General features: G+C 71.6%; 19 protein-coding genes and 1 pseudogene. 7 read left to right on the forward strand and 13 right to left on the reverse strand.

What is annotated here, in order from left to right; all coding sequences use genetic code 11:
* Nucleotides 1-44: 44 nt before the first annotated feature.
* Nucleotides 45-1,340, reverse strand: coding sequence for an outer membrane protein assembly factor BamB family protein (locus tag ACZ3II_RS03725; protein WP_465516061.1), 1,296 nt, complete (start codon nt 1,338-1,340; stop codon nt 45-47).
* 63 nt (nt 1,341-1,403) lie between these two features.
* Nucleotides 1,404-1,889, reverse strand: a complete 486-nt coding sequence (locus tag ACZ3II_RS03730) for an Lrp/AsnC family transcriptional regulator (RefSeq protein ID WP_465516062.1) — start codon at nt 1,887-1,889, stop codon at nt 1,404-1,406.
* A gap of 112 nt (nt 1,890-2,001) precedes the next feature.
* Between ACZ3II_RS03730 and ACZ3II_RS03735 the strand changes: the two genes are divergently transcribed.
* Entirely contained in the window at nt 2,002-2,961 is a 960-nt protein-coding gene (locus tag ACZ3II_RS03735; RefSeq protein WP_465516063.1) for an RDD family protein, read from the forward strand.
* Nucleotides 2,958-4,010 (forward strand): histidinol-phosphate transaminase, encoded by a 1,053-nt coding sequence (gene hisC, locus ACZ3II_RS03740; RefSeq protein ID WP_465516064.1) that lies wholly within the window; start codon nt 2,958-2,960, stop codon nt 4,008-4,010. The genes ACZ3II_RS03735 and hisC overlap by 4 nt, the downstream gene beginning before the upstream one ends.
* A 77-nt stretch (nt 4,011-4,087) precedes the next feature.
* Here the strand turns inward: hisC and ACZ3II_RS03745 are convergent, their stop codons facing one another.
* Entirely contained in the window at nt 4,088-5,299 is a 1,212-nt protein-coding gene (locus ACZ3II_RS03745) for an MFS transporter (protein WP_465516065.1), read from the reverse strand.
* A gap of 47 nt (nt 5,300-5,346) precedes the next feature.
* On the opposite strand from ACZ3II_RS03745, the gene ACZ3II_RS03750 reads away from it, so the two are divergent.
* Nucleotides 5,347-6,657: an ROK family transcriptional regulator gene (locus ACZ3II_RS03750; RefSeq protein ID WP_465516066.1), complete on the forward strand. Its 1,311-nt coding sequence runs from the start codon at nt 5,347-5,349 to the stop codon at nt 6,655-6,657.
* A 72-nt stretch (nt 6,658-6,729) separates the two neighbouring features.
* Here ACZ3II_RS03750 and ACZ3II_RS03755 read toward each other — a convergent pair whose 3' ends face one another.
* The 4 genes from ACZ3II_RS03755 to ispF all read right to left on the reverse strand — a co-directional run bounded on the left by ACZ3II_RS03755 (nt 6,730) and on the right by ispF (nt 9,830).
* Complete coding sequence (locus tag ACZ3II_RS03755) at nt 6,730-7,572, reverse strand: hypothetical protein (protein WP_465516067.1); 843 nt, start codon at nt 7,570-7,572, stop codon at nt 6,730-6,732.
* 46 nt (nt 7,573-7,618) lie between these two features.
* Nucleotides 7,619-8,710: a tetratricopeptide repeat protein gene (locus tag ACZ3II_RS03760; RefSeq protein WP_465516068.1), complete on the reverse strand. Its 1,092-nt coding sequence runs from the start codon at nt 8,708-8,710 to the stop codon at nt 7,619-7,621.
* A gap of 19 nt (nt 8,711-8,729) precedes the next feature.
* Nucleotides 8,730-9,116, reverse strand: a complete 387-nt coding sequence (locus ACZ3II_RS03765; protein ID WP_465516069.1) for a PPOX class F420-dependent oxidoreductase — start codon at nt 9,114-9,116, stop codon at nt 8,730-8,732.
* Nucleotides 9,117-9,335: 219 nt separating this feature from the next.
* The gene (gene ispF, locus ACZ3II_RS03770; protein ID WP_465516070.1) at nt 9,336-9,830 is read right to left on the reverse strand and encodes a 2-C-methyl-D-erythritol 2,4-cyclodiphosphate synthase; all 495 of its coding nucleotides are present in this window, start codon (nt 9,828-9,830) and stop codon (nt 9,336-9,338) included.
* 804 nt (nt 9,831-10,634) lie between these two features.
* On the opposite strand from ispF, the pseudogene ACZ3II_RS03775 reads away from it, so the two are divergent.
* Nucleotides 10,635-10,772, forward strand: a pseudogene (locus ACZ3II_RS03775) (IS256 family transposase); the annotation flags it as partial.
* A gap of 164 nt (nt 10,773-10,936) precedes the next feature.
* Here the strand turns inward: ACZ3II_RS03775 and ispD are convergent.
* Nucleotides 10,937-11,626, reverse strand: coding sequence for a 2-C-methyl-D-erythritol 4-phosphate cytidylyltransferase (ispD, locus tag ACZ3II_RS03780; protein WP_465516599.1), 690 nt, complete (start codon nt 11,624-11,626; stop codon nt 10,937-10,939).
* 287 nt (nt 11,627-11,913) lie between these two features.
* Nucleotides 11,914-12,399, reverse strand: a complete 486-nt coding sequence (locus tag ACZ3II_RS03785; protein ID WP_014447856.1) for a CarD family transcriptional regulator — start codon at nt 12,397-12,399, stop codon at nt 11,914-11,916.
* A gap of 350 nt (nt 12,400-12,749) precedes the next feature.
* Between ACZ3II_RS03785 and ACZ3II_RS03790 the strand changes: the two genes are divergently transcribed.
* Nucleotides 12,750-13,526, forward strand: coding sequence for a hypothetical protein (locus tag ACZ3II_RS03790; RefSeq protein WP_465516071.1), 777 nt, complete (start codon nt 12,750-12,752; stop codon nt 13,524-13,526).
* 301 nt (nt 13,527-13,827) lie between these two features.
* On the opposite strand, the gene ACZ3II_RS03795 is transcribed toward ACZ3II_RS03790, so the two are convergent.
* Genes ACZ3II_RS03795 through ACZ3II_RS03810 form a run of 4 tightly spaced genes read right to left on the reverse strand, consistent with a single transcriptional unit; the run spans nt 13,828 to nt 17,243 of the window.
* Nucleotides 13,828-14,280: a DUF6023 family protein gene (locus ACZ3II_RS03795; protein WP_465516072.1), complete on the reverse strand. Its 453-nt coding sequence runs from the start codon at nt 14,278-14,280 to the stop codon at nt 13,828-13,830.
* Nucleotides 14,277-15,335 carry a type III polyketide synthase gene (locus ACZ3II_RS03800; RefSeq protein WP_465516600.1) on the reverse strand — a complete coding sequence of 353 codons (1,059 nt, stop codon included), beginning with the start codon at nt 15,333-15,335 and terminating at the stop codon, nt 14,277-14,279. Before ACZ3II_RS03800 ends, ACZ3II_RS03795 begins: the two co-directional genes overlap by 4 nt.
* Nucleotides 15,336-15,346: 11 nt before the next feature.
* On the reverse strand, nt 15,347-16,501 hold the full coding sequence (locus ACZ3II_RS03805; RefSeq protein WP_465516073.1) for an acyl-CoA dehydrogenase family protein: 1,155 nt from the start codon (nt 16,499-16,501) through the stop codon (nt 15,347-15,349).
* A complete protein-coding gene (locus ACZ3II_RS03810) occupies nt 16,491-17,243 on the reverse strand; it encodes a methyltransferase domain-containing protein (protein WP_465516074.1) in 753 nt (250 codons plus the stop codon). Before ACZ3II_RS03810 ends, ACZ3II_RS03805 begins: the two co-directional genes overlap by 11 nt.
* 48 nt (nt 17,244-17,291) lie before the next feature.
* Between ACZ3II_RS03810 and ACZ3II_RS03815 the strand changes: the two genes are divergently transcribed.
* Both ACZ3II_RS03815 and ACZ3II_RS03820 read left to right on the forward strand, forming a co-directional pair.
* Nucleotides 17,292-18,119 carry a UbiA family prenyltransferase gene (locus tag ACZ3II_RS03815; RefSeq protein ID WP_465516075.1) on the forward strand — a complete coding sequence of 276 codons (828 nt, stop codon included), beginning with the start codon at nt 17,292-17,294 and terminating at the stop codon, nt 18,117-18,119.
* A gap of 93 nt (nt 18,120-18,212) precedes the next feature.
* Nucleotides 18,213-18,902 carry a hypothetical protein gene (locus tag ACZ3II_RS03820; protein WP_465516076.1) on the forward strand — a complete coding sequence of 230 codons (690 nt, stop codon included), beginning with the start codon at nt 18,213-18,215 and terminating at the stop codon, nt 18,900-18,902.
* The last annotated feature ends 22 nt before the right edge of the window (nt 18,903-18,924 follow it).

Below are 18,924 nucleotides of genomic sequence, written 5' to 3' on the forward strand. Positions count from 1 at the left end.
CAGCCGGGCGGCGGGATGCGAACCCCTCCCCGGTGCCGCGCCCTTCAGGCGAACGGCAGGTAGGCCATCTCCCGGCCGGAGACCAGGATCAGGCCGTCCGGGCCCACGGCGAAGACCTTCGCTTCGGTACGCACATCGGCACGGACCGCCCCGGACGAGGGCGCCAGCGCGGTGACCCGGCCCTTGGAGGCCACGATCGCGGCGTACGGGGTGAGCGCCGCACCCGCGTCCGCCCGGCCCTCCTGCCGCCACACCACCTTGTCCTTGGTGAACGAGTACCCGCGCACCGAATCACCCTTAAGGATCACGGCGTACGTGTCGTTGACCGTCAGCACCGACGACTCCTTGTCGCCGTACCAGAGGTTGCGCCCGTCGTACCCGTTGATCAGGACCTCCCGGCCGTACGGGTCGACGCCGAGCACCACGTTGTACCCGCCGGCCGGATCGTGCTCCTGCTCGCAGTTCGACCCGTTGTCGGCGGTCCGCAGGTTGAGCCCGTCGCGTTGCCACACCACCCGGCCGCCCGCCGGATCGCCGCCGGCCACGCCGTAGTAGCAGGTCCCGTCCTTGGCGGTGCCGGTGACCGTGAGGACCCGCCCGCCGACCACCACGACCCGCTGGTCCCGTTCCGGCCGGACGGTCTGCACCAGCCGCCCGCTCGCCGTGTCGATCACCCGGATCTCGCCGTCGTGCGGCAGCCCGAGCAGGCCGGGCAGCGCCGGCGGCCCGGCCACGTCGTCGTCCACGTCCCCGGAGATCAGCCGGCGGGTGTCCGGCAGGTCGGGGTTGGCCGCGTCCAGGACGAAGCCGAGACTGCCCGCGCTGACGTTCCACAGCTGCTTGCCGGAGCGCGGGTCCCAGGCGGTGAGCCGGCACTCGTCGCCGCCGGAGCAGGTCAGGTCGACGATCGCGTCCTGGTAGGTCCAGACCGCCGAGGCGCTGGTGTCGGCCCGCCGGACCGCGCCGGTGGCCGGGTCGAGGACCTGGTAGCCCTTGGTCAGCAGCCGGCCGGTGACCACGACGGCGTTCGCGCCCTTGCCGGCGACGGCGGCCCAGTCGGCGTCCGACGACCACAGTTTCACGGCGGCGGTCAGGCCGTACGCCTCGACCGAGGTCCGGTATTCGACGATCACCGCGTCCCCGGCGACGGCGACGCTCTGCGGTGATCCGCCGAGGGACTGCTGCCACCGGGTGTTCGGCGCGATCGGCCCGCTCTCGTTGATCCACGACCAGAGCTGGGGAAACGGGTTCCACACGTTGGTCGTGGCCAGCACGGTGATCACGACCGCGGTGGCGGCGACCAGCGTGAATCCTTTCCAGGAACCGCCTCCGGAGGCCATGCGGGCAGGGTAATGACCTTCGATGGTGAAAAGTGTCGAGCGTGAATAGTCCGTGTCGGGAGGTTATGGGCGACTTGCCGCCTTGACCAGGGGCACCGTGCGGTACGCGATGAGCTCCGCCAGCGCGATGATCGTGTGTGCCCGGCCGATCCCCTCGTAGCCGACGATCTGGTCGATCACCCGCTGCAGGTCGGCGTTGGACCGGGCGACGATCCGGCACATGATGTCCCCGCCGCCGGTGATCGTGTGCGCCTCCAGGACCTCGGGAATCTCCGCGAGATGCTCGGCGACGGCGTCGTGCCCGGACCGTTGGATGATCTCCAGAGTCACGAAGCTGGTGACCCCGAAGCCGATCGCGTCCGGCGCCACCTCGGGGCCGAAACCCTTGATCGCGCCGCGCGCGATCAGCTTGTCCAGCCGCGCCTGAACCGTGCCGCGGGCCACCGCCAGCCGCCGGGAGAGCTCGAGCACACCGATCCGCGGCTCGGCCGCGAGCATCGAGATCAACCGCGCGTCGAGCGGATCCAGCTGGACAGTCTGCTCACCCATGGGCCCTCTGTATCACACCGATTGCGCAGGGTGCCCGGCCGATGACCCGGCTATTGCCACCTGTGACACTGTGATCAGGGAAGTGTCAGGCTGTCGTGGTAAAGGTTTGCGCATGAGTTCCGTTTCCGCGGGTTGGTACAAGGACCCGGCCGACACCAGCACCCAGCGTTACTGGGACGGTGAGGGCTGGGTGGGCAAGGCCATCCCGGCGGATGCCGTGCCACCGGACGGCCCTCCCCCGGCCGAGCCGGAACCGCCCGTCGCCGAGGCGCCGCCGGCCGCTCCGGTTCCCGTACCGCAACCGCAGCAACCCCAGCCGCAGCCCGGCCCGCCGCCCGGGTGGGCGCCGCAACCCCCGCCTCCCCCCGGCTGGCAGCCGCCGCCCGGCATGCCACCGCCCCCCGGCTGGCAGCCCCCGCCGCCCGGCGCCCAGCCCATGCACGCCTACCCCTATCCGTACCCGATGCCGATGCCGCAGGCCCGGCCGCACGGCATGGCGCTGGCCGGGCTGGGCCGCCGGCTCACCGCCCGGCTCATCGACATCGCCGCCGTCCTCCTGCTCAACGTGGTCGTCAACGGCTACTTCGTGTACCTCTACATGCAGGACTTCTGGCCGATCTTCAGCGCGGCCTGGGAGCAGGCGATGGCCGGCAGCACCCAGCCGGTGATGGCGGAGGGCACCCCACGGATGTCGACGCTGTCGGTCGCGATCGTCATGATCGCCACCCTGCTCTGGCTGGTCTACGAGGCGCCGTCGATCGGCAGCAGCGGCCAGACCCTCGGCAAACGGGTCATGGGCATCAAGGTCGTCGCGGTCGAGCGGACCGGTGAGATCGGGTTCGCCCGGGCATTCACCCGCTGGGCCCGGCTCGGCATGTGGACCCTCTTCTGGTGGTGCTGCGTGGGCCTGATCGTCCAGTTCCTGTATTCGCTGTCGCCCCTGTTCGACACCCGCCTGCGACAGGCCTGGCACGACAAGGCGGCCGGCACCGTCGTGGTCGCCGTGCCGCCCGGCACGAAACCGACAGTCGAGGCCGCCACCCGCGGCGACAACGCGAGAGGACCCCAATGACCCGGCTGACCCGCGCCGACCTGGACGCGCTGCCCGATTACGTGCCCGGCCGCAACGTCGCCGGGGCGATCAAACTCGCGAGCAACGAGGTGCCGTACGGTCCTCTTCCCGGCGTCGTCGAGGCGGTCACCGCGGCCGTTCAGGCCGTCCACCGCTATCCCGACATGGGCGTCGCCGAGCTGCGCGACCGGATCGGCGCCTGGCTCGGCGTCGACCCGGCCCGGGTGGTGACCGGCTGCGGGTCGGTGGCGCTCGCCGAGATCCTGGTCAAGGCGACCTGCCTGCCCGGTGACGAGGTGGTCTACTCGTGGCGTTCCTTCGAGGCGTACCCGATCATCGCCGCCGGAGCCGGCGCCACCAGCGTCCGCGTGCCGAACACCGCCGCCCACGGGCACGACCTGGCCGCCATCCTCGAGGCGATCACCGACCGGACCCGGCTGGTCTTCGTCTGCAACCCGAACAACCCGACCGGCACGTTCCTGCGCAAGGCCGAGCTGGACCGGTTCCTCGCCGAGGTGCCGTCGGACGTGCTGGTGGTGCTCGACGAGGCGTACCGGGAATTCGTCACCGACGACACCGTCCCGGACGGGCTGGACGTCTACGGCGACCGGCCCAACGTGGTCGTGCTGCGCACCATGAGCAAGGCGTGGGGCCTGGCCGGCCTGCGGATGGGCTACCTGGTCGCTCAGCCCGAGGTCGCCGCCACCGTCCGCAAGGTCGTCACCCCGTTCTCCACCAGCCTGGTCGCGCAGGCCGCGGCGCTCGCCGCCCTGGACGCCGAGGAGGAGGTCCGCCGTCGCTGCGCCCTGGTCGTCGCCGAACGGGACCGGGTCACCGAGGCGCTGCGCAAGCTCGCCCTCGACGTGCCGGGCAGCCAGGCCAACTTCGTGTGGCTGCCGCTCGGCGAGAAGACCGCCGGGTTCGCCTCGGCCTGCGAGAGCCGTGGTCTGATCGTCCGCGCCTTCCACCCCGAGGGCGTCCGCGTCACCATCGGCACCCCGGAGGAGAACGATCTGTTCCTCCAGGCCGCCGAAGCAGCCCTGGCCTGAGTTCGTGGTCGGTTCCGGCTGGTTCTGGTGGCTGTCTCCGCGTCGCTGAGACAGCCACCAGAACCAGCCGGAACTTTTCAGGCGGCCGCCGCCTCGAGCCGATCGTGGTCCTCGGCGCTGATCCGGTGCGGGAAGACCGCCGGCGACAGCGCGATGATCACGGTCGCAACCAGCGCCATGCCCCCGGCCAGCAACGGCAGCGCGCCCAGATGCCCCGCGCTGACCAGCCGCTCGCCGAGGAAGGCGCCACCACCGATGCCGATCTGGAACGCCACCACGTAGACGGCCGAGGCGGCGTCCCGTGCGGCCGGCGCGACCCGCAGCGCCGCGGTCGACAGGAACACCGGAATCGCCGTGAACGCGCCACCCCACAGCAGGGTGAACACGATCGTCGGGATCGGGCCGAGCACCGGCGCCAGCATCACCACGGAGAGTGTCACGGTCGCGGCCAGCCCGATCACCAGCGGGCCGGGCCGGTGGTCCACGAAGCGCCGCACCACGAAGTTCGCGGCCAGGCCGACCGCGCCGTACCCGAGAAGCAGCGCGCTCAGCGCTGCCCCGTCGAGGCCGGCATCGCGGCGGACCAGCGGGGCGATGTACGTGTACGCCGCGAAGTGCCCCACCACCAGCACCATCGTGACCAGGCAGAGCCGGGCCACCGGCCCGTTGCGCAGGATCTTGACCGCGTTGCGCATCTGCTGCCCGGTCCGGGTCGCCAGGTCTCGGGGCAGCGCTTCCAGGCGCGGGAGCACGGCCAGCAGCAACGCCACGCAGACCGCCCCGGCGACGGCGAAGAACCCGACCGCGACCCGCCAGCCGAGCCACTGGCCGAGCGCGGTGCCGGCCGGCACGCCGAGCACGATGGCCAGCGAGTTCCCCACGAAGACCATCGCGGTGGCGCGGCCGCCCTGCCCGGGTGGCGCGAGCCGGAGGATGATCGGCGCGATCACCGACCAGAACACCCCGTGCGCGAGGGCGCAGATGAGCCGGGACAGCATCAGGATGAGGAACGTGGGCGCGACGGCGGCGGCCGCCTGCGAGACGGCGAACACCGCTACCGTGACGGCGATCAGGATGTGCCGGGGCACCCGCATGGTCAGCGCGGTGAGCGGGATGGTGCTCAGCGCGGCGACCACCGCGTAGCTGGTCAGCAGCAGGCCGACCTGCGCCTCGGTGACGTCGAGGTCGGCGGCGATCTCCGGCAGGAGACCGACGGGCAGCGTTTCGGCGGCGACGTAGCAGAAGGTGGAGGTGCCGAGGACGACGAGCGCCGGGCGGTTGAGCTTCACTCTGACATAATAAACTCTGCGATAGAGCATAAGAAGAAGGAATCCTTGTGACGACGCGCTCGACCGAACTGCTCCGGGTGGTGCACCGGCACCCCGGCGTCACCCGCGCCGACGCCGCCCGCCTGCTCGGCATCGGCACCGGCGCGGCCACCGAACTCGTCACCAAACTCAGCCGGGCCGCCCTGCTCACCCAGGCGCCCGCCGCGCCCAGCGGCGCCCGCGGCCGGCCCACCACCGTCCTGCTGCCGCATCCCGGCGGGCCGCTCGTGCTCGCGCTGGCGATCACCCACGAGGCCTGGCGGCTCGACGTCGTCGAACTCGGCGGCGCCACCCTCGCCTCCCGCTCCGACCGGCACAACCACGCGCGGTGGGCCGAGGTCCGCGAGACAGTCGCGGCCACGATCAAGGACCTTCTTGCCCGGTACGGGGACCGGCTGCGCGCCATCGGCATCTCCGTACCCGGACCGGTCTCCCGCGGTCTGCGCCTGGAAGCCTTCAAGTCCGACTGGCACGACATCGACCTGACCGAACTGTGGCCGGAAGCCGGCCTGCTCGTGGCCGGCAACGACGCCACCCTCGCCGCCACCGCCGAGCACCGCCGGGGCGCCGCGGCCGGGGCCACCGTCGCCCTGCACCTGCGGATCGAAGCCGGCCTGGGTGGAGCCGTCGTCGAGAACGGCAGGCCGGTGATCGGTGCCCGCAACGCCGCCGGCGAATTCGGGCACATGCCGTTCGGCGACCCCACGATCGCCTGCGCCTGCGGCGCCCACGGCTGCTGGGGTACGGCGGTCGACGGCGTCGCCCTGGCCCGTCTCCTCGGCGACTCCCCACCCCGCGACCCGGTCACCTACGCCCGCCGCGTGATCGCCGCCGCCGTGTCGAGTTCGGCCGCCATCCGCACCGACCGCGTGTGGACTTCCGCCGCCTCCGGCGCCGCAAACCCACACACCCCCGACCACGTGCCGACTTCCGCCACCCCTGGCGCGGCAGAACCACACGCCTTCGGTGCCGGCGTTCCGAATGAGGTCGTCAGCCCGTACAGCTCGGGTGAAGCCGGCCCGGACATCGACCCGGACGCCGCCGTCGAAGCCGTTCGCACCGTCGGCGCAGCGCTCGGCCGGGGCATCGCCGGCCTGGTCAACGCGCTCGACGCCGACCTGGTCACGCTCGGCGGCATCGGGCCCGATCTGCTCGCCGCGGTCCCGGACGCGATCAACGACGCCTACCTGGCCGGGCTCATGCTGATCCACCGGCCGTCCCCACCGCCGGTGCTGGCGGCGGCGCTGCCCGACGACGAGGGCCCGATCGCCGGCGCCGCCGAGGAGGCCTGGTCCGCCCTGCTCCCCCGGCTCGCCTGAGCAAACCCCAGCTGGTTCTCAGGGCTGTCTCGACGCCCGCGAGACAGCCCTGAGAACCAGCCGGAAAGCGACCTACTCGTAGCCGCCGTTGATCAAGCCGAGGCGGACGAGTTCGGTGAGCGGCTCGACGACGTTGGCGGCACCGAACCCGAGGAACAGCGGGCGCGGCCCGTCCCGGTGCGCCCGGGCCGGTTCCACCAGCGGCACCGGATGGGTCGCGGCCAGCGATTCGGCCACCTCCGCCACTTCACCGCCCTGTGCCGCGACCACCGTGGCGACCAGTACGTTCAGGAAGCCGTGGTGGGTGAACCCGGTCTCCGGATCGGTGTGCCGGGTGGCGTGCCGCAACCCGGCGGCCAGCTTGAACGGCAGCCCCCGGTCCCGGCAGGCACAGATCACCGCGGCCAGTTCGACCGGTGTGGGGAAGAGTTCCGCCGCGAGCCCGCCGACCCGGAACTTCGGCGCGATCGCCAGCCCGGCGTTCCGCGCCTCGGCGACCGTGTCGAGTGCGCCGAGCAGCCCCCAGCTCAACGGGATCTCCGCGTACAGCGGCAGGCCCGCCTGGGTCTCGGCCAGAGTCCGGAGCGCGGCCAGGCCCGGCTGCGGATCCTCGCCCCGGCGCGCCACCGCCGCCTCGACGTGCAGCACCTGAACCCCGGCGGCACGCAGCTTGTCCACCGTGACGGGCAGGACAGCGGCCGGCACGTCACCGATCAGGCCGGCCGTCAGCCGCGGCATCGGCCCGGTCCCGACGACCGAGGCCGGCACGAGCAGGGAACCGAGCAGCTCCCGGTACCACGAGGCGGCATGCTCGTGGTGTTTCGCCACCGCGTCGGCCAAGCCGATCGGGCTCGGCGGCAGCAGGGAGGCGTCATCGATCAGCCCGGCATACAGCGGAGGCACCATCGTCGCCACGATTCCGAACCTAATGGACGCCGCGGGAAACGGACAGCCACGAATGTCAGTGGGAACGGCGGTCCAACACCACCAGCACCTCGGCCACCGTCGCGACCACCATCCCGGCCACGAGCGGGGCCGGGCCGCCGACCAGCGCGTACGCCAGCAGGAACAGGGGCGCGGCGAACGTCAGGTAGACCGCGACGGCGAGCCGCCGGGCCCCGGACCGCAGCCGCCGCAACACGACACCGGCCGGCTCCGGCAGGCGTCCCCGGAACCAGAACACCACCGCACAGAAGATCAGCACCGCGATCAGGCCGGACCACGCGCGGGAGATGCCCGGGCTGATCGCCGTCATCGCGGCCGCCAGCACCGCCGCGACGAGCGTGCCGCCCGCGCTGTAGCTGGTGGTCTCCCGAACCGCGTGCACCGACTCCTCGGAGATGTCCAGAACCGGTTTGACCGGGCGGCTCACCGGCATCGGCTCCGGCACCGGTTCCACGTCCGCGGCCTCCGGCGGCACCCCCAGCGACGCCTCCTCCGCCAGATCCTCGATCGCCCGCGCCCACCGGCGGCGCTCGAACCGGACCACACCGGTCGACCGGCCCGCCTCCCCGATCGCCGGGTCGAGTTCGAGCGCCTCCGCGTACGCCCGCTGCGCCAGATCGAACAACCGCAACCGGGCCGCCACCACGGCGAGCACCAGGTGCGCCTCCGCTTCGCGGGGCGCGACCTTCACACCGTTCCAGGCGGCGTTCAGCGCCTCCTGGCCATTGCGCGACTCGCTGAGCAGGGCGGCGCCGGTGCGTTGCGCGTACGGGTCCTCCGGCCAGTCCCGCAGGATCCCGGCGGCCACCCCCGCCGCGTCGGAGTAACGCCGGCTGTCGACGAGCGCCATCGCCCGCACCACCAGGACCGGCAGCGCCTGCGGATCGGCCGTGGCGGCCCGCTCCGCTGCCGCCAGGGCCTCGGCCGGCTGCTCTGCCGCGAGATGGATGCGGGCCAGCGTGGCGAGCAGGCCGACCTCCCGAGGGTCAGCGATCAGACCGGCCGCGATCTCGTCGGCGGCCTCGTCGTAACGGCCGAGGTCGGCGAGCAGAAGGGCACGCTGGCGGTGCTCCTCCGGTGTGGTGTCGGGCTCCAAGGGGGCGGGCACGCTGCCGAGCGTAGGCGGTCTACCTGGTGATCACGTGAGTAGGGGTGAGCCGGCACACCACCCGCACGGTGCCCGGCGCGTCGTGCGTCCACGGCTCGTTCGCGTACTTGAAGCTGAGCTCACTGATCAGATCATCCGGGTCGTCACGCAGCGTGACGGTTCCCTCGACGGTGAAATAGGAGTACGGCTGCGCCGGGTCGTACCCGCAGATCGACACCCGCGGCTCCCGCTCCATATTCCGCGTCTTGACCCGCCCACGTGTCGTCGAGAACAGCACGTCGTCGCCATCCCGCTTGACCCAGATCACCGTCGACTGCGGGCTGCCGTCCTCATTGATCGTGGTCAGCACCGCATAGGTGGGGTTGTCGATCAGCTTCCGGGCCACATCGGGCAGCGCGACGCTCATGCAAGCGATCATGCCCGATGGAGCAGCCCTTCCCCCTCGTGACGATCAACACCCACATCCCAACCCTTCGCGGTACGCCGTAACCCCCACCGCCGATCCCCGACAACCTCGTCGTCGCTCACCAACACGCCCGCCCGCCGATCACCGGCAGCCTCCCCAGCACGGTCGGCGGCCGATTGCCAGTGGCTCATCGTCGCTCATCGGCAAGATGGACTTCGTTCAGCTGGCCAGGCGGTCGCCACTCACCGGGTAGACCAATGCCACCGCGGTTCCGGCCAGGCCTTCGCCACGGCCGGTCAGCCCCAGCCCGTCAGTAGTGGTACCAGCCACGGTGACCGGCGCCCCGACCGCCTCCGACAGCACCTTCTCGGCCTCGCCACGCCGCTTGCCGATCTTCGGCCGGTTCCCGATCACCTGGATGGAGACGTTGCCGATCTCGAAGCCTGCCGCCCGTACCCGCCGCGCCGTCTCGCCCAGCAACGTCACCCCCGACGCGCCGGCCCACTCCGGTCGGCTCGTCCCGTAATTGCTGCCCAGATCCCCCAGCCCCGCCGCGGACAGCAACGCGTCACAGGCGGCATGGGCGGCAACGTCAGCGTCGGAGTGCCCGGCCAGTCCCGGCTCACCCGGCCAGTGCAGACCCGCGACCCAGCAGTCCCGCCCTTCGGCAAAGGCGTGCACATCCGTCCCGACCCCAACCCGCGGAATGATCACTCCCCCACCCTAGTTCCACCGCAGCCCCGACCCGGTCCGCACCTTCCCCACCGACGCCCCCTGCCAACATCCGCCGCGCCCCTACCGCGATCTTGCACGAAACCACAATCGCCAAGGGCTGCCCGACCAGGTCGTCGTCCAAGCACTGCGCCCAAGACCGCAACGGATCACGTCCCGGATTTCTGAAACAGGCCGCGCTCCGGTATCGGTAATTCCGCGGTTGCCACTGGCCTCACCCGCCGCCCGCTCCGACCCCGTCGATCTTGGGCTCCAGGCACCGGCGCGCGCCAAGCGCACAAGATCGAGATCCTGTTCATCTTTGTGCGCTCGGCTCCGGAAAAGAGTCTTCTTCTCGGGTGCAGAATGGCGAGTAGTCAAGCCCTCACCCGCGGACTGCCGTCACGACTACGGCCGGGACTTCCCGGGCCAGTTCCCGATCTTGTGGACCCAACGCCGGAGCCGAGCGACCAAGATCGAATTTCTGCTCCTTCTTGTGCGCTGAGCTGCGGAAATCCAGCACTTCCCGCCCAAGATCGCGAACCTGATAGATCTTGGGCGGGAGGTGCCGGTCCGAGTCGCACAAGAACGCTGGCCGCAGGTCGATCTTGAGGGTCAAGGGTGCGTACGGGCTCACCCGCTCGAGGCCTGGCGGATACGGACCTGAGTAACCGAGAAGAAGACTCATAACCGGTGGTCCGCAGGTCACGCCCACCGAAGTGATGTATGAACTGGACTTACCAGGACGAAAGAGGCGGCCACCGCAGATCCTTCGGATGGTCTGACGATCAGAAGGAGAGACCTGCGATGGCCGCACCACAGAGTTTGGACCTTGCCGGTTTGCTGGGCGCGCATTTGGAATCGGCAAGCCCTGATGTGCTGAAGATGCTGGTCAAGACGTTCGCGGACACCTTGATGTCCGCCGAGGCCGACGCCCTGTGCGGCCACGCGGCGAGACGGCCGGCGAGCGCCTTGTAACAAGCCGACGCGAACCGGCACGCAGCGCCACGCGGCGAGACGCCCCCGGAGCGCCCTGTGACAAAGCAGCGCAAGCGGCTACACGACAAGGCGACGCGGGATGCCGCAGGCCGCCGCCCAGCGACGCGACGTCAGGAAAGGGTCAGGAGGTGGGTGGCGAGGGCCAGATCCAACGGCCTCGTGATCTTCAGCGCGAAGTCGGACCCCGGCACGCACACCACCGTACGCCCGAGTTTCTCGACCGCGCCGGCGTCGTCGGTGTGCAGGTCGGCGGCTGCGGCGTGGGCGGCCCGGAGGATCGGCAGGCGGAACCCTTGCGGGGTCTGTACGGCCCGCAGCACCGACCGGTCGACCGTACCGAGGACTGTCCCGTCCGCCGCGACCTCCTTGATCGTGTCGACCACCGGGAGTGCCGGGATGACCGCGGCGGCGCCGTCCCGGACGGCGGCGGCGACGCTCTCGAACAGGTCGGCGGGGGCCAGGCACCGGGCCGCATCGTGCACCAGCACGATTCCGACGTCGTCCGGAACCGTGGCGAGTGCCGCAGCGACCGAATCCTGCCGTTCCGCCCCGCCGGGCACCACGGTCACCGGGGCCACCGGGGCGAGAAGTTCCTGCACGGCGGCGACCTCGGCTGCCGGCGCCGCCACCACGATCACCCGGACCGACGGTGCCGCAGCCGCACGCCGAACCGCGTGTACGAGCAGCGGCTCCCCGTCGAGCAGGCGCAACGCCTTGGGCGCGCCGGGCCCGAGCCGCACCCCGGCGCCGGCCGCCGGAACCACGACAGCAACATCGCCACGCGGATTCAGCAACGCCAGCGCCCCCTCAGGCTGATCAAGCCGCCAGCAGCGGCAGAAGAGTTGGTGACGGCGAAAGAATCGCCAGCGCCTGGAGGCACCGCAGCGACCGAAGGAACCCCAGCGCCTGAAGAGACGGGGGCGCCCGAAGGAGCGGCTGCGACGGAGGGAACGGCAGCGGCCGGAACGACGACGGCGACGTCACCGCGAGCATTGAGCTGCGCGGTCACGTCGCCGTCGTCGGACACACGATTCGCATCAAACACAGCGTGAGTCAGACACAGTGAAGAGGGATGGCGTCGATCGGATCAGGCCTCGGTGAGGACCTTGTCGAGCAGGACCTCGGCCTCATCCTTGGTGCTCTTCTCAGCGAGGGCGACCTCGCCGACCAGAATGTCACGAGCCTTGGCGAGCATCCGCTTCTCACCCGCCGACAGGCCACGCTCACGCTCACGACGCCAAAGGTCACGAACAACTTCCGCGACCTTGAGCGGGTTACCGGAAGCGAGCTTCTCCAGGTTGGCCTTGTAGCGCCGCGACCAGTTGGTCGGCTCCTCGGTGTGCGGTGCGCGGAGGACGTCGAAGACCTTGCCGAGGCCTTCCTCGCCGACCACTTCGCGCACGCCGACTTCCTCGGCGTTCTCAGCGGGCACCCGAACAGTCAGATCGCCCTGGGCGACACGCAGAACGAGATACTGCCTTTCAACGCCCTTGATGACCCTAGTCTCGATTGCCTCGATGAGTGCGGCCCCGTGGTGGGGGTAAACAACGGTCTCGCCGACACTGAAAACCATAGGTTCGAAACCCCTTTCGCTGTGTCTAGGGTAACACGCTCAGGCGGCGGTGTCTCGCCCTGACGGTCACTGTTAGTGCAGCTCAGAGGGCCTGTGACGGGGCTTTCTACCGCTTGACAGCCAAGCTAGAAGCTGCCTAAGTAACGCAAAGTGACAGGATCGTCACAGCTCACACCGTGATGACCGCTCCCACCAAGTCGGGAATTCCGGACCTGATGGCTTTGTGAGATCAAGCTTATCGCTAAGGTCCGCATCAGTGCACCACTGGCGATGCGGCCCCCCGTGCGGGAGGCTGGACGGGAGTTCCCCGACCGAAGCAGGATCTGGTCGGCCAGGGGGGAGGTTGATGCATGGCTGGCGCAAGCGACAACGGCGGCAGGCCGCCCGGGGGCGAGTCCCCCGACGACCTCCCGGACCTCCCTGAGGAGTGGGGGGTCATCGTCATCCCCGACGACCTCTCCGAGCTCGCCGACGAGGTCGAGGCCGTGCGCGCGGAGCTGCACACCGGGCCGCCCCTCGGCCGCTGGCAGCGCCTCGCCCGCCGGCCCGCGGCTCGCCGGCTGCGCCGGTTCGGCACTCTCGTGGTGCGCACCCCCGCCCTGATCATCGCGGTGGCCGTGATGGTCACCGTGGCCAGCCTCTTCGCCTCGGCGTGGCCGGGGCCGGCCCGGCAGCCGGCCACCCAGCGCACCTCCGGCACCACCGACACCAGCATCGACTCGCTGCCCGCGCTCGACCTGGTCGGCACCGACGGTCACATGGTGGCCATCCGCGGCAACCTGCCCGCCGTGCTGCTGCTCACCGAGGGTTGTGACTGCGCCGCCCTGCTGGCCGACACGGTCGCCGCCGTCGACCCGGGCGTGCAGGTTCTGGCCGTGACCACCGCGCGGGCCTCGGCGGACCCGTCGTCGGCCACGATCCTGCCGACCTCCCGCACTCCGCGCGCCGACGGCAAGTCCGTCATGCTGCTGCAGGATCCGACCGACACGCTGCGCACCCACCTGCGCCTGAGCAGGCCCGACGGCACCGCCGCGGTCGTCCTGGTCAACCGCCTCGGCGACATCGTCCGGATCCATCCCCGCACCGCCTCCATCGAGACGATCCGCCCCGACCTGGCCCGCCTATAACGACCAAACCCCTTTTCTTGTACGGACCACGCAGTCCCGCCCAATCTCCCCCGCTCCCGTGAAGCGAACGCGAGGTCTCCGCACGCTCGGACCGAAACGCGACGCACGGGCGTAGCGGCCCCGGAAGAACAAAAAACCACGACCGCCGGAAACGCGGCGCGGAGACGAAAAGCGTGAAATCCGGCCGTGTAGAACGACCGGGAAAAGCGGTACCGAAAATGCCGCACGATGCGACAGGATTCCGGGCGGAGTGACGCCGCGGGCGGTAGTAGTCAGTGAAGGCGAAGCCGTACCCCCGGAGTCAGCCGATCGCACGCTGCAGGGTGTAGCGGAAGATGACGGGGCCCGGCGTCTCCACCCGCAGCAGCATGTGCAGCTCGTCCACGAGTCCGACGCTGAAGACCTGCGGGGTACGGAAGCCGGAGCACCGCACGCCACGGCCCGATTCACCCGATCCGAGGCTGACCCGGACCCGGCTGTCGTCCGCCCCGGCGCACACCACCGAGATCAGGAAGTCGCCCGGCTCGACGCCGATGACCTCCTCGTGACCGGGGCCGGGTTCGAGTGCCAGGGTGTTCGACAGCTCCTGGTCGCCGGCCTCGGGCAGCAGCTGTTCGGCGGTGCGCCGCCAGCCGAGCATCCGTTCGTCGACGGCCTGGCTGGGCGCGGCACGCCACCACCACACCACGCCACTCGCCATGATCAATGCGGCCAGTGCGTGCAGCACCAAGCCGCGTCCCCGTTCGCCGCTCACGCTGCGAGAGTAGAGCCCTCCAGAAGAGTGACATAGAGGGTGAGCCCCGGACCGAAGGCGAGCATGATGATCGATTGAGGTGGGGACGGGCGGCGGCGGAGTTCGTCGAGGACGAGCAGGACCGTCGGGGACGAGCAGTTGCCGTACGCGGCGAGCACTCCCCGGGACGCCGCGAGCGCGCTGTCGTCCAGGCCGAGCTGCTCCTGCACCACGTCGAGGATCTTGGGCCCGCCGGGGTGCACGGCCCACCCGTCGACGTCGGCGACGGTTCGCCCGTGGCGGGCCAGCACATCGTCGACCAGACCGCGGACGTGCCGGGCGAGCACAGCCGGGACCTGCGGGGACAGGCCCATCCGGAAACCCAGGTCGGTCACCTCCCAGGTCATGTGGTCGGCGGTGGAGGTGTCGGTGATCGCGGCGACCTCGCGTACGGCGTACCCCGCACCTGAATTCGGGGTGACCACGACGGCAGCCGCAGCGTCCGAGAAGAGCGCGTGGGAGACGATCTGCTGGATGTCCGTCCGCGCCGCGGGCGGCTGCAGGTGCAGGCTGGTGAGTTCGGCGCAGAGCAGCAGCCCCGGCCGTCCCCGGGCGGCCACGAAGTCGCTCACGGTGCCGAGTCCCGGTAACGCCGCGTAACAGCCCATGTGCCCGACGAAGAGCCGTTGCACTGTCGGTGACATGCCGAGATCACGGGCGAGCAGGATGTCCAGACCGGGCGTGGCGTACCCGGTGCACGAGCACACCGCGAAGAGCCCGAGGTCGCCGGCGGTGAGACCGGCGTCGTCCAGCGCCCGGGTGACCGCGGCCTTGCCGAGCGGCGCCGCCTCGGCCTGGTACCGGCGCATCCGGCGTTCGGTGGACCAGCCGGAGACGTCCTCCAGCAGCGGGCTGACCACCGCCTGCCGGGTCCGCACGCCGGAGTTGGCGAAGATCCGCCGGGCCAGGCCGTTGCGCGGGCCCGCGTAGTGCCTGTCGAAGTAGCCGTCCCACAGGTCGTCCTGGGTGGCCGAGGGCGGCAGCGCGACCCCCAGGCCGGTGATCACCGGGTTCATCAGCGGGCCGGTCACCAGCGCGGCGCCGTACCGTCGGCGTCCGGGTCGCCGCCGAGCGCGTCCACACCGAGCCAGTCGGCGCAGACGTCGCTGGTGGCCGGCTGCAACGAGCCGGCCCGGGCGTCCCGGTAGAGGCGTTCCAGCGGATGGCCGCGCCGCATCGCGGACGTGCCGGCCGCCTCCAGCATCGACGCGGCGACGTCGGCGACGGTCGTGCCGGCGAGCAGTTTGGCCCGCCAGACCCAGCGGTTGGTCTCGGCGTCGCCGGGCGCCTCGTCGACCCGGCGGGCCGCCTCCCGGACGGTCAGGTGGGCGGCGGCGACCGCGGCGTCGGCCCGGCCGATCCGGGCCCGCACCGCCGGCAGACCCTCCAGCCCGCGGGCCTTGACGTGTTCGACGGCGGCGTCCACGGCGGCCCGGGCCACGCCCACGTAGACGGCGGCGTAACTGGCCACCATCCAGTGCGGCGCCAGCTGGGCCACCGCCAGGGCCAGCCCCTCCACCCCGCCGAGCAGCGCGGACGCCGGGACCGTGACGTCGATGTGCAGGTCGTGGGATGCGGTCGCGCGCATGCCGAGCGCGTCCCAGGCCGGCTCGGCCTTCAAGCCGTCACCGGCCGGGACGAGGAACTGGGAGACCTGCGTGGGGTCGGTTTCGCTGCGGGCGGCGATCAGGTACGCGTCGGCGTGCCCGGCGCCCGAGCAGAACGTCTTCTCGCCCACGATCCGGTAGCCGCCGTCCACACGGTGGTAGCTGGTGGTCATCCGGGACAGCCGGGAACCGGCGCCACGTTCGCTCATCGCCACCGCGTACCAGCTGCCGCCCGCGGCCGCCTTCAGGTGCTCGTCCCGGGCCGCGAGAGCCTCCGCCGGCAGCCCCAGGGCCTCGGCGAGCTCGTCGCTGACCCCGCTCAGCGCCCCGGTCACCGAGGCGTGCATGTTGAAGATCAGGGCGGTCGCGCCGTTGCCGCGGGCCAGCTCGTAGGCGACCTCGGCGTACTCCGCGAAGCCCGCCCCGGCGCCGCCCAGCCGCGCCGGAACCATCAGACCGAAGAAGCCCGCCTCCCGCAGGTCGGCGAAGTCGGCCGCGGGAAAGACACCCTCCCGGTCGTGGTCCGCCGCCCGCGCCGCCAGCCGGGGCGCCAGCCGCCGTGCCTCATCCCGCATGTCGCTCCCTCGTGTCCCGGTCACGCCCTTCGATACCCAGGGATTTCGATCCGATGCCTTGGTAGAGAACCGCTGTCGACGGCGCCGGGACGATCGGCCGGCCGTGCACCGCCCGGCGCAGCGCCAGCCAGCGGAACAGGCCCGGCAGACTCGGGCGCACCCCGCGCACCCTCAGCGTCACGCCGTGCCGGGCGAACTCGGCCACCAGCCGCCGCGGCGGCACGAACAGCGCCGGATCGTGCAGGCCCACCGGGGCGACGCCGAACCGCTCGCCCAGCGTCACCGTGAGCAGCCGGGCCAGCGCCGTGTCGTTGATCGTGTCGAGCACGACGAGACCACCCGGGCGCAGCACCCGGCTCAGCTCGGCGACCGTGCCCGGCAGGTCGGTGACGTGCTCCAGGATCTCTCCGGCGACCACCACGTCGGCGCTGCGGGCGGCCAGCGGCAGCGCCGCCACGTCCCCGGTGACCGCTGTCACGCCGCGGGGAGCGGCCTGCCGCAGCCCGGCGTGCCGCAGGTCCACGCCGATGTGCCGGTAGCCCTTGCCGCGCAGGTGCGGGGCGAGGAGGCCGCCGCCGCACCCGGCGTCGACCAGGATCCGGCCAGGACCGGCGGCGGGAGGGATCAGGGCGGCCCGGGCCGCGGCGAGCCAGTGCAGGATCGCGAAGGTTCCGGCGGGACGCCACCATTCGGTGACCAGGTCGTCGTATTGGCGGGGATCGTTGCGTGGCATCGACCGCATGTGATCGAGACTGGCACGCGGACGCCGACACCACCACACTTGGCGAACATGTCCCGTGCTCTCGCGCTGCTCAGGTCGTCCCATCCGGAACCGGGTGGCGCGGTCACCCTGGCCATGACCCTGCTGGCGGCCGGGGCCGGGCACCGCGGCTGGCGGCTGGTGACGGTCGCCCTGGTGGTCGCGGCCAGCCAGCTCGCGGTCGGCTGGGTCAACGACTGGCTGGACGCCGACCGGGACCGGGTCACCGGGCGGCGGGACAAGCCGGTGGCGTCCGGGGCGGTCTCCGCGCGTGCGGTCGGCCTCGCCGGCGGGGCCGCCGCGCTGGCCGTGCCGCTGCTCGCCCTGCCGCTGGGCGGCCCCGCGACGGTCGCGATCACGGTGGCGACCGGGTTCGCGCTGCTCTACGACTGGCCGCTGAAGAACACCGTGTTCTCGGTAGTGCCGTACCTGATCGCTTTCGGTCTCCTGCCCGCCTTCGTGGTGCTGGCCCTGCCGGGCCACCCGGCGCCGCCGGTCTGGCTGGTCGCCGCCGGGGCGTTGCTCGGTGGCGGCGCGCATTTCGCCAACGTGCTGCCCGACCTGGCCGACGACGAGGCCACCGGGGTACGCGGCCTGCCGCACCGGATCGGCGCCGCCGGCTCGCAGCTGGCCGCCGCGGGACTGCTGCTGGGCGCAACGATCACGCTGGTCCTCGGCCCGCCGGGGCCACCGTCGTGGTCCGGGCTGGCGGCGGGCGCGGCCGCCGTCGTGGTGCTGCCCTGGGGGTGGTACGCCGCCCGCCGCGCCGACGGGCGCCCGGTCGCGCTGTTCCGCGCGGTGATCGTGGTGGCCCTGATCGACGTCCTGCTGCTCGTCCTCAGCGGCCGGGTGACGTGATCTCCAGAGCCTGATGGATGGGTCCCCGCACGCGCCCGATCGCGGCCCACTACGCTGATCTCACACCTTGGTGTCTCTATTTGGAGGATCGTGATGCGCTCCCTGGGAACCCGTCGCGCAGCTCTGGTCGCGGGTGCCGCCACGGTCGCTGCACTGGCGCTGAGCGGATGCTCGGCCGGCCAGGTCGCCGAAACCGCCATCCTGGACACGCCGATCGCCGGCGTGAACACCCAGTCCAAGAGCGGCAGCGTGCTCATCCGCAACCTGCAGGTGGAGTACAACGGCACCGAGGGCTACGCCGCGCAGGAGAACGCCCCGCTCGAGTTGAGCCTCTACAACCAGAGCAACGAGGCGGTCACCGTCACGATCAGCGTCGCCGAGCCGACCCGGCCGCAGGTCGTCGGCGCGACGAACGTCGGCTTCGTGAGCACTGCGACGGTCACCACACCGGGTGAGGTCCCCTCCTCGGCCGCGGTCGCTCCGTCCGGTGCCGCCTCCGCCGCTCCGAGCGCCGCCGCGCCGGGCGCCACGGTCGAGGCCGCGCGGATCCAGATCGGCCCGCAGGGCTCGGCCCTGTTCCGCCCGACCGACACCAAGCTGCTCCAGGTCATCGGCCTGAAGGAGGAGCTCACGCCGGGCATGGCCGTCGCTCTGAAGTTCGCGTTCAGCGACAGCGCCGACGAGCTGGAGGTGCAGGCTCCGGTCGCGAGCCCGCTGACCCCGGCGCCCCGCGGCTCCGCCGAGATCCACGAGCAGACCGGTTCCGAGGGTGGCGGTCACTGAGTTCTGTCGTACCGGCGAGCTA

It is taken from the genome of Actinoplanes sp. NPDC019969 (genome assembly GCF_055562375.1).